We start from the raw sequence: 14,072 nt of genomic DNA, 5'->3' as shown, positions 1-14,072 counted from the left end.
AAGGAGGGCCGGAGGCTCAGATGTCCTCGCGGCCGGTCGCGCGGTCGGCGAGCTCCTCCGTCGGGACGCGGAGGAAACCGCGGCTCTCCGGGTCGTAGACCCAGTTCCTTCCGGCACTGGTGGCCAGGAAGTCATCGGATTGGCCGGCGTCGATCTCGGCCTGCGGGAAGCGCGGCAGGATCCAGGTCTTCATCAGCACCAGGTACACCACGAAGGCGATCGGGAAGCCGATGATGTAGGCGTAGTCCAGCTGCCACAGGGCCGCGATGGAGGCGGTGAACCACGCGATGAGGGCGGCCGGGTTGAATCCGCGCATGTACCGGTACTGGCCGTCGTTGCGGTAGAGGTGCGGAACGTTCACCCGGCGGCGGCGCAGCACGTAGTAGTCGGCGATCATGATCCCGGCGATCGCCGCGATGAAACCCCCGTAGTAGCTGAGGAAGGTGAACAGGTTCTCCAGCAGCAGCCACGGCATGACGGCGGTTCCGGCGACGCCGGCGAGGAGCACGCCCATCCGGTAGGAGAGGTAGGGCGCTGCTGCGTTGACGAAGTTGAGCGCGGCGGGGACCACGTTGGCCGCCGTGTTGGTCGACCACTGGGCGAGGATGATCATCACGAGCAGCACCGCGAGCACCACCCCCGTGCTCTCGCCCTGGATGACGTCGATCGGATTCCAGTGGCCCGTGACGATGAACGAGACCGCGCCGATGAACGCGATCCAGGCCTGCATGACGGGAAGGACGAAGAACTGGGCCACCAGGATGGTGCGGTTGCGGCGCAGGAACCGGCGCTCTCCGGGGACCGTCGCGACGAACCGGGTGATGTTGGGGATGTCGACGGCGAGCGGCGCCCACACGACCATGTTGATGAGGAACAGCGCGACCAGTGACATGTCCCCGTCGCCGGCGAACGTCCAGATGTTCCGCCCCTCGAGCTGGGCGATGTCCTCAAGCGTGTAGTACATCCAGATCGATATGGCGAGGATGCACGGCGCCGCGACGGAGGCCAGCTTCTCCACGGCTTTGATGCCGAGGGCGACATTCACCACCTGCACGATCAGGAACACCGCATACCACAGCGGCCAGGAGCTGAACCCCGTCCAGTACTCGACCAGCCCGTTGATGGCCAGGGCGCCGAGGTAGGTCTGTATCCCGAACCAGCAGGCCGCCACGATCCCGCGCGACACCGAGGGGAAGTGGGTGCCGACGGCCCCGAAGGGCGCCCGGAGGAACACCGCGAACGACAGCCCGTGCTCGGTCCCGATGTCAGCGGTCATGGTCATGATCACGGACAGGGTCATGGTCGCGGTCAGCACGATGAGCATCACGGTCGGCAGTGAGAACCCGCCCTCGACGCCGTTGGCACCGTACTGGAAGGTGACGATGACGACCGCGAGGCCGATCCAGATCCAGACGAACCCCCACAGCGAGATCGGCCGCTGTGTGAGCCAGGTCGGCAGGATGGACTCTTCGAGGAGGTGGTTGGCCGGCTGTCTCTGGGCTTGGGGAGGCGGGGACGGCTCCATGGGGGATGTCTCCTAGTCTCTGGAGGGATGGGCGGCCTCGAGTGAGGAGGGCGGCCGGCTCCCGAGTGCCGTGCTCAGCGGCCAGCCCGACACGGTCTTGGGGCGCGGTCGGGTGTAGGCGCGCACCTTGCTGGTGGTGAGGCCGAGGCCCACGAGCGACTCCGCGAGCGCGACCGCCGCGGCGACGCCATCGACGACCGGGGCGCCCGCCGCGGAACGCACTTCGCTGTCCAGTCCGGCCATCCCGCCGCAGCCCAGGCAGATGACCTCGGCGCCGTCCCGGTCCACCGCCAGTCGGGCCTGCTCGGCAATGGCGCTGATCGCGGCGGCGTGATCCCGCTCCAGGTCGAGGACGCCGAGCCCGCTGGCGCGGACCGACGCGCACCGCCCGTCCAGCCCTGCCAGCCTGAGCCGGTCCTCGATCTGCGGCACGGTGCGGTCGAGGCTGGTCACCACCGAGAAGCGGTGGCCCAGGAGGCAGGCGAGGTGCGCGGCCGCGTCGGTGAGGTCGACGACGGGGACGTCGCACAGTTCCTGCAGGCCCTCGCGGCCGTGCTCGCCGAATCCGGCCTGGATCACCGCATCGTAGGACCCGTCGTAGGTCAGGACGCGGTCCATCACGGCGACCGCGGCCAGGTAGCTCTCGAAGTTCCCCTCGACCGACTCGGGGCCGAAGAACGGCGTCAGTCCCTCGATCTCCGTCCCGGGCCGGGCCGCGGCGCGCGCCCGGGCGGCGATCGCGTCGGTCACCGAACTCGTGGTGTTGACATTGACCAGCAGGATGCGCATCGAGCCTCTTCCGTAATGCGGAATGTATTGTCGGGTCGCACGAATGGCCTCTGACTGGTCAGCAGGGGACTCGTCCGCCCGTCCGTAGCCGGCCGACCGGGGGATGTGAGACATAGAACATGGTGTGAAGTTATATATTTATCGACTATAAAGCAATAGCTTCACATGATGTCTGCGTGCATTTAACAGGGGTAACGTCCGCTTGCCGGGTTCTCGCCACCGCCCCGGCAACGGCACCGCTCCGGCGAGCGTGAACGCGGATTCCCTCTGCGGCGCGGCGAGCCGGCCCGTCCTCTTTCCGGTCGTTTCCGGTCGCACGGCCCCCCGTACCGGATCGCGCCGGACCCGGCCTACCGGTCGCTTCAGTGCCCGGCGGGTAGAACCAACCGGCCCCGGTACGGCGGACGCCCCTGGGCGAGGAGGCGGGTGTCAGTCCGCGGTATCAGCCTCGGCGAAGCTGCCTCTCGACCCTGGCGGCGGTGTCGCGCCACTTGTCGGCTCGGCCCGGGATCTCCAGGACGCGGCGCAGCAGGGCGAGGTCGCGGTCGTATCCGGCCCGGAACGCGCTCATGACGGTGATCCCGTGGTCGGGCCGGTACTCGACAATGATCGCGTCTCCGGCGGCGACCGTCCCCTCGGAGAGGACGCGCAGGTAGACGCCGGTGCGGCCGTCTTCGGTGAAGCGCCTGACCCAGCCGGACCGCCGCAGCCACGCCTGGAACACCCCACACGGTGTGCGGGGCAGGGTGGCTTCGAGCACGGTGCCGCCGATACGCCAGCGCTCCCCGATGAGGCACCGCTGACATCGAGGTCGGAAGTGGTCAGGTTCTCGCCGAACACGCCGTCGTCGAGCGGGCGGCCGAGCCGCTCCTGCCACAGGTCCAGGTCCTCGCGGGCATAGGCGTAGACGGCCTGGTCGGCCCCGCCGTGGTGGGCCCGGTCGGCCTGGCTGTCCCCCGCGACCCCGCTCGTCGTGACACCGGCCCGGCCCTTCACCGGCCGCTTGTCGATCGCCGTCCTGCCCAGGTCGCCCGCCCACGGCGCCTCGACGACGGCGCCGACGTTCACCGACCGCAGGATGCCGCTACCGGGCCTCGCTTCCACCACAGGGGCAGAGTAGCCGCTCCCGATCCGGTCGGGCGGAGCGGGTGCGCACCGGGACGCAAGAGCCGCCCGGCGGGAGCCCGGGGCCTCAGAGCGCCCGCAGCGCGTCCGCCTCCGCCGCGGAGGCCACCCCGGTGGAGCCGCGCACCACGAGTTCGGGCGCGAACATGAACTCGGCGCGCGATACCTCGTTCCCGGCGATCTCGTCGCAGATGGTACGCACCGCGGCCATCGCCATGGACTGGACGGGCTGGCGGACCGTTGTCAGCGGCGGGTCGGTGAACGCGATGAGCGGGGAGTCGTCGAAGCCCACCGCGGAGAAGTCGCGCGGGACGGACAGTCCCCGCTGCCGCGCCGCCCGGATCGCCCCGAGCGCCATGAGGTCGGAGCCGCAGACCATGGCGGTCGCTCCGCGCTCCAGCAGCCGGAAGGCCGCGGCGTGTCCGCCCTCGACCCCGAACATGGAAAGCTCCACCATCTCCTCGTCCGGCAGGCCGTTCCGCGCCATCGCCTGCCTGAAGCCCTCCAGTTTGCGGTGCACCGGCACCTTGCGCTCGGGGCCGCTGGTGAAACCTATGCGGGTGTGCCCCAGGGCCGCCAGGTGGTCGACCGCGAGCCGGCTGGCCTCGTGGTCGTCGCAGGAGATGAACGGGGCCTGGATATCTTCGGCATACCCGTTGACCAGCACGATCGGTAGCCGCCGCGCGAGCAGCTCGCGGTAGCGGCCGTGGTCGTCCGTGGAGTCGGCGTGCAGTCCGGAGACGAAGATGATCCCGGAGACATTGCGCTCCAGCAGCAGTTCGACGTAGTCGTCCTCGATGATCCCGCCGGGGCTCTGGGAGCACAGAACGGGAACGTAGCCGCGCTGGGCCAGCGCGGTCTCGGCCGCCTGGGCGAAGACCGGGAAGACGGGGTTCTCCAGTTCCGGGACCACCATGCCGACCAGGCCCGCGGACCGCCGCCTGAGCCGAGCGGGGCGCTCATAGCCCAGAACGTCCAGAGCGGCCAGGACGGTTCTGCGCGTCTCTCCCCCGACACCCGGTTTGTCGTTCAGTACCCGGGAAACCGTCGCCTCGCTCACGCCTGCGTGCCGGGCGATGTCGGCCAGTCGTGGACCCATGTAAGGCACTGTAGCGAAGGTCATCCGCTGCTTTCTGCAAACCTGAGATAATCTCTCGCAAGAATTTGCGCAAGATGACACGGGAGGACCTCTTGATGCAGCCGAAGTCCGAGTGGTGGCACAGCGCCGTCATCTACCAGGTCTATGTCCGGAGCTTCGCCGATTCCGACGGCGACGGGGAGGGAGACCTGACGGGCGTGCGCCGGCGCCTCCCGGAACTCGCGGCTCTGGGCGTCGACGCGGTCTGGCTGACCCCCTTCTATGTGTCGCCGCTGGCCGACGGCGGCTACGACGTGGCCGACTACCGCGACGTGGACCCGCGCTTCGGCACCCTGGCCGACTTCGACTCCCTGATCGCGAGCGCGCACGACCTCGGACTGCGGGTGATCATCGACGTCGTGCCGAACCACACCTCTTCGGCGCACCGCTGGTTCCGGGCGGCCGTGGAGTCCGAACCCGGCAACCCGGAGCGGGCGCGCTACATCTTCCGCCCCGGCAAGGGCCCCGGCGGAGACGAACCGCCCAACAACTGGCAGTCGATCTTCGGCGGCCCGGCCTGGACCCGGCTCAAGCGACCCGATGGCACTCCCGAGGAGTGGTACCTGCATCTGTTCGACGCCGAGCAGCCCGACCTCGACTGGTCCAACCCGGAGGTGCACGAGGAGTTCGAGGACGTGCTGCGTTTCTGGCTGGACCGCGGTGTCGACGGCTTCCGGGTCGACGTCGCGCACGGCCTGGTGAAGGACCCCGCTCTACCCGACATCGCGCCCGGCCAGCGAGCCGACCTGCTCGACGGCAGCACCCGGCTGCCCTACTTCGACCAGGACGGCGTGCACGACATCTACCGGCGGTGGAACGCGATCGCCGCCTCCTACCCGGGCGACCGGGCACTGGTCGCGGAGGCGTGGGTGGAGGACGCCCAGCGGGTCGCGCGCTACCTGCGTCCCGGCGAGCTGCACCAGGCCTTCAACTTCGAGTACCTGGTCGCGCCCTGGGACGCGGCTGCGCTGCGCGGTGTCATCGACCGATCGCTGGCGGCCAACGGCGATGTCGGTGCGACGACGACCTGGGTACTGTCCAACCACGACGTGCCCCGGCACGTCACCCGGTTCGGCGACGGCGGCACCGGACTGCGGCGGGCCCGCGCCGCCGCCCTGCTCACGCTCGCGCTGCCCGGCTCGGCCTACCTGTACCAGGGGGAGGAACTGGGCCTTCCGGAGGTCACCGACCTGCCCGAAGAGGCGCTGCAGGACCCCACGTGGGAGCGTTCGGGGCGTACCCGGCGCGGAAGGGACGGCTGCCGGGTCCCGCTGCCGTGGGAAGGCGAGGAACCCCCGTTCGGGTTCGGCCCGGCGGACGCGGAACCGTGGCTGCCGGTGCCCGAGGAGTGGCGCTCGCTCACCCGTGCCGCGCAGCGGGCGGACCCGGATTCGACCCTGTCGCTGTACACCGCGGCGCTCCGGTTGCGCCGCGGACTGCACAACACCGCGCCCTCTTCGCTCACCTGGCTGGAGGCTCCCTCCGATGTGCTGATCTTCGGGCGCGGCGCGGGTTTCGTGTGCGCGGTGAACCTCAGCGAGCAGGCGGTGGAGATTCCCCTGCACGGCGAGGTGCTGCTCTCCAGTGAGCCTCGGTCCGGCGATCGCGCCCCCTTGTCCCTTCCTCCGGACACGGCGGTGTGGCTGCGGGTCTGAATCCGGCGCGGGACGGGGCCCCGCCGGTCCTTCGCTGTCCCGGCGCGCGCCGAACACTTCGGATGTTTCCGGAGAATGACGGAACGGGACTGCAAACTCTTTCAAAAGTTGCGCAATCTTGTTAACGTCACACCCGCACATCCAGGACGGCTGTGCCGCGGGGGGACACAGCACATCTGCGCACCGAGAGGGAGAGTCATGAAGTTCCGCAGTGTTGGTGTCCTCGCGGGCACCGCGACCCTCGCGCTCACCGCCACCGCGTGCGGCGGCAACGACGACGGCACAGAGGCGCCCGCCGGCATGGTCGTCTGGGCAAGCGAGGAGCGGGTCGACGTCCTTGAACCTTTCGCCGCGGAATTCGGCGAGGCCAACGGGGTCGGCGTCGATCTTCAGGCCCTCCCCAACGACGAGCTGCAGGCCAATTTCGTCACCGCGCACGAAGCCGGCTCCGGCCCCGATGTCCTCATCGGCGCACACGACTGGATCGGGAACCTGGTCCAGAACAACGCCGTCGATCCCGTCCAGCTCCCCGGCGAGACGATCGATGACCTCGACGAGACCGCTCTTGAGGCCGCCAGCTACGAAGGGCAGGTCTACGGCTTCCCCTACGCCACCGAGAGCCTGATGCTCGTCCGCAACACCGAGCTCGCCCCCGACGCACCGGAGAGCATCGAGGAGCTCGTGGAGACCGGCTCCGCCCTCAAGGAGGAGGGCGACACCGCCGAGATCCTGTCGGTGATGGTGGGACAGAACGGCGACCCCTACCACCTCCACCCCTTATACACCTCCGGCGGCGGCTACCTGTTCGGGCAGGACGAGCACGGCGACCACGACCCGACCGACCTCGGTGTCGGCACCCCCGAGTCGATCGAGGCCATGGAGAGGATCGCCGAGCTGGGGGAGGAGGGCGAGGGCGCGCTGAAGCGCTCGGTCGGCAACCAGAACGCTCTCGCGCTGTTCGCCGACGGCGACGCTCCGTACTTCATCACCGGCCCCTGGGACCTCAACGAGATCAGGAAGTCGGGGATCGACTACGACATCTCCCCCGTCCCCGGCTTCGAGGGCGCCGAAGAGGCGCGCCCGTTCCTCGGCGCCCAGGTCTGCTACGTCGCCTCCGGCGGCGAGAACAAGGTGCTGGCGGAGGAGTTCGTGACCAACCACATGACCGACCCCGACGTCGCCGCCGCCTTCTACGACGCCGAGCCGCTTCCGCCCTCCCTGGGCTCGGCCCACGACCAGGTGGAGGACCCCGATCTGGCCAAGATGGCCGAAGCCGGTGAGAACGCGGAGCCGATGCCGGCCATCCCGCAGATGGCCTCCGTCTGGGACCCCATGGGAAAGGCGCAGGCGTCGATCATCGGCGGGGCGGATCCGGAGAACGCGCTCAGGGCCGCTGAGAAGACCATCGCGAACGAGATCGGCTGACCGGTGGTCTCCCAGTACGGCAACGACAAGGGCGCCTCGTCACGGGCCTCCTCCGCCCCGCCGCTCCCCGGCGGCGCCCTGGCCCCCGACGGTTCACTGCCCGGCCAGATCGCCAAGATCGGCATGCTGGGCCTGGCCGCGGCGGTGGGGCTGTGGGCGGTCTTCCCCCTGTACGCAGAGGGCAGGTGGATCGGTGTGGCCACCGTCGTGGCGGTGACGGCGCTGATCTTCCACGTCTACCTCTCCAAGCGCACCGTCCCCGCCAAGTACCTGCTGCCCGGCACCCTGCTCCTCGTCGCCTTCCAGGTCATCCCGGTGCTCTACACGGTCGGCACCTCGGTGACGAACTACGGCGACGGCCACCGGGGAACCAAGGAACAGGCGATCGCCGGGATCGAGGCGACCTCGGTGTCCCGCACCGCCGATTCGGCGGACTACACGCTCACCGTCGCGGCCAGGGGCGACGCCGACACGGGCGACCTGGTGTTCCTGCTCACCGGCCCGGACGGCAGCGCATACGCCGGCACCGATGAGGGGCTCGCTCCCCTGCGGAACGCGACCGTCGAGGACTCCGGGAAGATCACCGAGGCCGGCGGGTACACGATCCTCGCCCCCGGCGAGGTCAACCGGCGCAGCGGCGAGGTCGAGGAGTTCGCCGTCCCGACCGGCCCCGGCTCCGGGATCCGCTCCAGCGGGCTGTCCACCGCCTACGAGGGCGAGGCCGGCCGGGTCTACGACGCGGGCTGCGACTGCGTCACCGACACCGACAGCGGCCAGGTCTTCACCGCTGACAACGAACGGGGCGGCTTCTACGCCGAGGACGGGCAACGGGTGTCGCAGGGCTGGAAGGTCGGTGTCGGCCTCGACAACTTCGTCCGCTTCCTCACCGACCCCACCCTCGGCTCCTCGTTCCTGTCCATCCTGACCTGGAACCTCGGGTTCGCCGCCGGGACCACGGCGCTGGTGTTCGCGCTCGGACTCGCGGTCGCGCTCACCCTGCACACCCGGCACCGCCTCCGCGGGCGGACGACGTACCGGCTCCTGGTGGTACTGCCCTACGCCATGCCCTCGTTCGCGATGTTCCTGCTGTGGCGGGACATGTTCAACGCCGACTACGGCCTGCTCAACCGGCTTCTCGGCTGGGATCTGGACTGGTTCGGCGACCCCTGGACCGCCCGCGCCGCGGTGCTGCTGGTCAACCTGTGGCTCGGCTTCCCGTACATGTTCCTGGTGGCCACCGGTGCGCTGCAGGCGATCCCCCGGGAACTCGTCCAGGCCGCGCGGATCGACGGCGCGGGCGCCTGGCAGGCGTTCCGTACGGTCACCTTTCCACTGCTGATGGTCGCGATGCTGCCCATCCTCGTCGCGACGTTCGCGTTCAACTTCAACAACTTCAACGCCGTTTGGCTCACCACCGAGGGCGGGCCCTTCCCCACGGACAACCCCATGGCAGGCGCCACCGACCTCCTCATCACCTACACCTACCGGCTCGCGTTCGGCGAGGCCGGAGCGCAGTACGGGTACGCGGCCGCGGTCTCGGTGTTCATCTTCATGATCGTGACGCTGATCTCCGTCGTGGCCCTCCGGCGGAGCAAGTCCCTGGAAGAGGTGCACAACTGATGGTCAGGCCGCTGCTGAACCGACGCACACTGCTGTGGGCCCGCCGCGACGGCTGGCGCCACCTCGTCATGTGGGCCGTGCTGGCGTTCGCGCTCTTCCCGATCCTGTTCGTGGTCTCCGCGGCGCTGAATCCACTGGGCACCCTGAACAGCTCCCAGCTCGTCCCGGCGGGAGCCGGGCTGGGCAACTTCGCCGACCTGCTCACCGAGACCCGCTACCCCCGGTGGTACCTCAACTCCGTGGTGATCGCGGTGACCAACGCCGCTGCGACGGTGCTGCTGTCGGCGCTCGCCGCCTACGTGTTCAGCCGCTTCCGGTTCGCCGGCCGGCGGTTCGGGCTGCACGGCCTGCTGGTCATCCAGATGTTCCCGCAGTTCCTCGCGATCGTGGCGATCTATCTGATGTTCGCCGCCGTCACCGACTACTGGCCGAAGATCGGTTTCAACACCCACTGGGGGCTGATGCTCGTCTACCTCGGGGGCGCGCTGAGCATCAACACCTGGCTGATGAAGGGCTTCTTCGACACCGTCCCCAAGGAACTGGACGAGTCCGCCCGGGTGGACGGGGCCACGCACGCCCAGGTCTTCTTCCGGATCATGCTGCCGCTGGTGACCCCGGTGCTCGCGATCGTCGGGCTGCTGGTGTTCATCGCCACCATCAACGAGTTCCTGATGGCCAGCGTGTTCCTGCGGGATCCGGGCTCCCAGACCGTCGCGCTCGGTCTGTACGGGATGGTCGCCGAGAACCGCAACGCCAACTTCGGGCTGTTCTCCGCGGGCACGCTGCTGCTCGCGGTCCCGGTGCTGGCGGTGTTCTGGGGGCTGCAGCGGTTCATCGTGGAAGGCCTGACCAGCGGAGCGGTCAAGGGATAGCCCTCAGCCCCCCGCCCGAAGCGGGGCGGGGGGCTACTTCTTCTTCGTGTCCTTCTCACCGCTGTCGTCGGTGGAGAGCGCTGAGATGAAGGCCTCCTGGGGCACTTCCACCCGGCCCACCATCTTCATCTTTTTCTTCCCTTCCTTCTGCTTCTCCAGCAGCTTGCGCTTACGGCTGATGTCGCCGCCGTAGCACTTGGAAAGGACGTCCTTGCGGATGGCGCGGATGTTCTCGCGCGCGATCACGCGCGAACCGATGGCCGCCTGGACCGGTACCTCGAACTGCTGGCGCGGGATGAGCTCGCGGAGCTTCTTGGTCATCTCGACGCCGTAGGCGTAGGCCTTCTCCTTGTGCACGATCGCGGAGAACGCGTCCACGGTCTCGCCCTGCAGCAGAATGTCCACCTTGACCAGGTCGGCGACCTGGTCTCCCGAGGGCTCGTAGTCGAGGGAGGCATAGCCCTTGGTGCGCGACTTGAGCTGGTCGAAGAAATCGAACACGATCTCGGCGAGCGGCAGCGTGTACCGCATCTCCACGCGGTCCTCGGACAGGTAGTCCATGCCCTGGAGGCTGCCGCGGCGCCCCTGGCACAGCTCCATGATCGGTCCGACGAACTCGGAGGGAGACAGCAGGGTGGCCCTGACGATTGGCTCGTGGATCTCGCCGATCTTGCCCTCGGGGAACTCGCTGGGATTGGTCACCGTGTGTTGCTCGCCGTCCTCCATGAACACGTCGTAGAGACGTTGGGCGCGGTGGAGATGAGGTCGAGGCCGAACTCGCGCTCCAGCCGGGCCCGGGTGATCTCCAGGTGCAGCAGGCCGAGGAAACCGCAGCGGAACCCGAAGCCCAATGCCGCCGACGTCTCCGGCTCGAACACCAGAGCGGCGTCGTTGAGCTGCAGCTTCTCCAGGGCGTCGCGCAGCACCGGGTAGTCCGAGCCGTCGATCGGGTACAGCCCCGAGAACACCATCGGCTTGGGGTCCCGGTACCCGGGAAGCATCTCGGTGGCGCCCCGGTTCGCCGAGGTGATGGTGTCGCCGACCCTCGACTGCCGGACGTCCTTCACACCGGTGATGATGTAGCCGACCTCGCCGACCCCCAGGCCGGGGACCTTCGTGGGCTCCGGCGAGATGACGCCGACCTCCAGTGTCTCGTGGGTGGCGCGGCTGGACATCATCTCGATGCGCTCGCGGGCACTGAGCCGGCCGTCGATGACCCGGACGTAGGTGACGACGCCGCGGTAGGTGTCGTACACCGAGTCGAAGATCATGGCGCGGGCGGGCGCATCGGGGGCGCCGACGGGCGCAGGCACCTGACCCACGAGCTCGTTGAGCAGCTCCTCCACGCCCTCGCCGGTCTTGGCGCTGACCTTGAGCACGTCGGAGGGCTCGCAGCCGATGATGCCGGCCAGCTCGGCGGCGTACTTCTCCGGCTGGGCCGCCGGCAGATCGATCTTGTTGAGCACCGGCAGGATCGCGAGGTCGTGCTCAAGCGCCATGTAGAGGTTCGCCAGCGTCTGCGCCTCGATCCCCTGGGCGGCGTCGACGAGCAGGATCGCGCCCTCGCACGCGGCCAGTGAGCGCGACACCTCGTAGCTGAAGTCGACGTGGCCGGGGGTGTCGATGAGGTTCAGGGCGTAGGTGACGTCGTCCAGCGCGGTGAACGGCAGCCGCACCGCCTGCGACTTGATGGTGATGCCGCGCTCGCGCTCAATGTCCATCCGGTCGAGGTACTGTTCGCGCATCCGGCGGTCATCGACGACTCCGGTCAGCTGGAGCATGCGGTCGGCCAGCGTCGACTTGCCATGATCGATGTGCGCGATGATGCAGAAGTTGCGGATCAGCGCGGGATCGGTCCGGTTTGGCTGTGGCACCGTGCTCCGTTCACGTTTCTCTCGGGCGGACTGGGGTGTGAGATGCTGCGGCGAGCGTGGCTCTCAGGCGGATTCGGCGTCCATGGTCCCATGTCCCGCGCGAAGGCGCGGCCCTCGCGGGAACGGGACACACGGCACGTATCAGGCTATGCGAGGTACCGGGAAGCGGGAGACATCTGGTGACGTGGCTGCTCAAACGAATCCTCGCGGGTCTTGCGGCGCTTCTGGTCGTCGCCGTGGGAGCGGGCGCCCTGCTGGGCATGCAGTTCTCGGGTGACCCGGCTCCGTGGGCGGCCTCCCAGGGAGAGAACGCGGCCTGGCTCAGCGGCGCCTGGGTCAATGGCGAGAAGGACGAGGAGGACTTCGCCGCCCTGGTACCGCGGATCGAGGAGGGCGAGCTCACCGAACTGTACGTGCACGTCGGCGACATCGACGCCGCCGGGGAGAGCGACCCCGCCGACTACGCTGCGGCCGGCGCGTTCCTCGGCTGGGCCGAGGAGGAGATCCCGGATGTGGACGTACTCGGCTGGATGGACCACTCCACCGAGGCTCCTCGCTCGTGCGGGACCGGTTCGCAGAACCCGCCCGCGACGCCGTCGCCGCGTCGGCGGGAGAGGTGACGGAGGCCGGTTTCGACGGCGTCCATCTCGCGATCAGCCCGGTCACCACGAACGATCCGTCACTGCCCGACCTGCTGGAACGGACACGGGAGGAGATCGGCGACGATGCGGTGCTGTCGGTGCAGGCCCAGCACGTGGAGCCGGTGTCCGGCGCCCGGATCCCCTCCTTCGTCGTAGCCCGCGAGGAGAAGTACTGGTCGAAGGGGTACCTGAGGAGGGTCGCCGAACACGCGGATGTGGTGGTGGTCCCGGGGCACGGGACCGGGATGCCGGTGTCGTCGCTGTACGGCGGTTTCATGGTGCGCCAGACCAAGGAGTCGCTCGCGGCGCTGGAGCCGCTGTCCGGCAACGGTGGGGCCGAGGACGCGGAGGACGGGCAGGACGGGAGCGGTCCGGCGGTCCGCTTCGGCGTGCCGTCCTACCAGAGCGAGAACTGGGCTCCGGTGTCCTCCGCCGAAAGCGTCGAGACGGCCGCCAGAGGGATCCGGCTCGGCCTGACCGACCACGGCCGCCGCGACGGCGCCGGTGTCGGGCTGGCGGTCTACGTGCTCGACGACACGGGCGAGGAGGACTGGGCCGCTCTCACCGACGGCTGGCTGAATCCGCAGCGCTGACGTTTCCGGGACGGGCGCGAGTGGTCCGCGGACGGATGCATAATGGAAGTCCGTGTCTTGGACGTTCCACGTTCAGTTCTGAGCCCTCAGAACTCGCACACCCAGCGTCGACTCTCGACCGGCCTTCCCGCGGATCGGCTGCCCGCGGTGCGGGTCCGAGCCGTCGGCGCATTGATCGAAGGTAACTGGAGCACGATTTCGCATGGCGAACATCAAGTCGCAGAAGAAGCGCAACCTGCAGAACCAAAAGCGCCACATGCGCAACAAGTCGGTGAAGTCCTCTCTGAAGACCGCCGTCCGCAGGTTCCGTGAAGCTGCGGAGGCCGGGAACACCGAGCAGGCCGTCGAGCGGCAGCGCGCCGCCGCGCGGCAGCTCGACAAGGCCGTGAGCAAGGGCGTCATTCACAAGAACCAGGCCGCCAACCGCAAGAGCCGCATGGCCAAGCGCCTGACCAAGGCGCAGGCGGCCTGAACGGTTCGTCCTTCCCGTCGTTGACCGGCCCCGCCGCACTCCGGCCGGGGCCGGTCTTCGTGTGCGCTGAAGGCGTTCACCCGCCATTGCGGGAGACCCGCCTCCCGCGGAGCGCGGCCCCGGAAGAGGCTCCGGTCCGAGACGTCGGGGACCGCGCCCCGCGCTTCCCTGAGGGATGTCCACAGCCGAGGAATCCGCGCTGACTCAATGCGCGGCGGATCCCTAGCGTGGTGCGCATGTCGCGTTCGCATCGGTCCCCGCGCCCCTCCGATGACACAGCACGGCGGCGGCTGCAGGCGCTCACCGAGCCGCCCGCGCCCGCCGCCCCCTCCCCGCCCGCGCG

Annotated in this window: 10 protein-coding genes and 2 pseudogenes; 7 read left to right on the top strand and 5 right to left on the bottom strand. The window is 69.1% G+C overall.

Going from position 1 to position 14,072, the window contains the following annotated elements:
* Window positions 1–16: 16 nt before the first annotated feature.
* The 4 genes and pseudogenes from VS93_RS17445 to VS93_RS17430 form a co-directional block, all read right to left on the bottom strand.
* Window positions 17–1,525: an NCS1 family transporter gene (locus tag VS93_RS17445; protein WP_046470976.1), complete on the bottom strand. Its 1,509-nt coding sequence runs from the start codon at window positions 1,523–1,525 to the stop codon at window positions 17–19.
* 12 nt (window positions 1,526–1,537) lie between these two features.
* Window positions 1,538–2,314: an aspartate/glutamate racemase family protein gene (locus tag VS93_RS17440; protein WP_046470975.1), complete on the bottom strand. Its 777-nt coding sequence runs from the start codon at window positions 2,312–2,314 to the stop codon at window positions 1,538–1,540.
* 442 nt (window positions 2,315–2,756) lie between these two features.
* Window positions 2,757–3,310: pseudogene (locus VS93_RS17435) on the bottom strand (MOSC domain-containing protein).
* A gap of 196 nt (window positions 3,311–3,506) precedes the next feature.
* Window positions 3,507–4,538, bottom strand: coding sequence for a LacI family DNA-binding transcriptional regulator (locus VS93_RS17430; protein WP_173434317.1), 1,032 nt, complete (start codon window positions 4,536–4,538; stop codon window positions 3,507–3,509).
* A gap of 95 nt (window positions 4,539–4,633) precedes the next feature.
* On the opposite strand from VS93_RS17430, the gene VS93_RS17425 reads away from it, so the two are divergent.
* From VS93_RS17425 to VS93_RS17410, 4 genes are all read left to right on the top strand, one after another.
* Window positions 4,634–6,232 (top strand): glycoside hydrolase family 13 protein, encoded by a 1,599-nt coding sequence (locus VS93_RS17425; protein ID WP_046471002.1) that lies wholly within the window; start codon window positions 4,634–4,636, stop codon window positions 6,230–6,232.
* Between the two features lie 198 nt (window positions 6,233–6,430).
* Window positions 6,431–7,657: a sugar ABC transporter substrate-binding protein gene (locus tag VS93_RS17420; protein WP_046470974.1), complete on the top strand. Its 1,227-nt coding sequence runs from the start codon at window positions 6,431–6,433 to the stop codon at window positions 7,655–7,657.
* 3 nt (window positions 7,658–7,660) lie between these two features.
* Window positions 7,661–9,277, top strand: coding sequence for an ABC transporter permease subunit (locus VS93_RS17415; RefSeq protein ID WP_046470973.1), 1,617 nt, complete (start codon window positions 7,661–7,663; stop codon window positions 9,275–9,277).
* Complete coding sequence (locus VS93_RS17410) at window positions 9,277–10,149, top strand: sugar ABC transporter permease (RefSeq protein WP_046470972.1); 873 nt, start codon at window positions 9,277–9,279, stop codon at window positions 10,147–10,149. Before VS93_RS17415 ends, VS93_RS17410 begins: the two co-directional genes overlap by 1 nt.
* Window positions 10,150–10,182: 33 nt before the next feature.
* On the opposite strand, the pseudogene lepA reads toward VS93_RS17410, so the two are convergent.
* A pseudogene (lepA, locus tag VS93_RS17405) lies at window positions 10,183–12,023 on the bottom strand (translation elongation factor 4).
* Between the two features lie 179 nt (window positions 12,024–12,202).
* On the opposite strand from lepA, the gene VS93_RS33070 reads away from it, so the two are divergent.
* The 3 genes from VS93_RS33070 to rpsT all read left to right on the top strand — a co-directional run bounded on the left by VS93_RS33070 (window position 12,203) and on the right by rpsT (window position 13,729).
* Window positions 12,203–12,643 carry a hypothetical protein gene (locus VS93_RS33070; RefSeq protein ID WP_338022762.1) on the top strand — a complete coding sequence of 147 codons (441 nt, stop codon included), beginning with the start codon at window positions 12,203–12,205 and terminating at the stop codon, window positions 12,641–12,643.
* Window positions 12,583–13,257, top strand: coding sequence for a hypothetical protein (locus VS93_RS33065; RefSeq protein WP_338022761.1), 675 nt, complete (start codon window positions 12,583–12,585; stop codon window positions 13,255–13,257). Before VS93_RS33070 ends, VS93_RS33065 begins: the two co-directional genes overlap by 61 nt.
* 202 nt (window positions 13,258–13,459) lie before the next feature.
* Entirely contained in the window at window positions 13,460–13,729 is a 270-nt protein-coding gene (rpsT, locus tag VS93_RS17395; protein ID WP_046470971.1) for a 30S ribosomal protein S20, read from the top strand.
* The last annotated feature ends 343 nt before the right edge of the window (window positions 13,730–14,072 follow it).

This window comes from Allosalinactinospora lopnorensis, assembly GCF_000981225.1.
Classification (GTDB): Bacteria; Actinomycetota; Actinomycetes; order Streptosporangiales; family Streptosporangiaceae; genus Allosalinactinospora; species Allosalinactinospora lopnorensis.
This window is presented reverse-complemented; position numbering and strand designations above follow the sequence as displayed.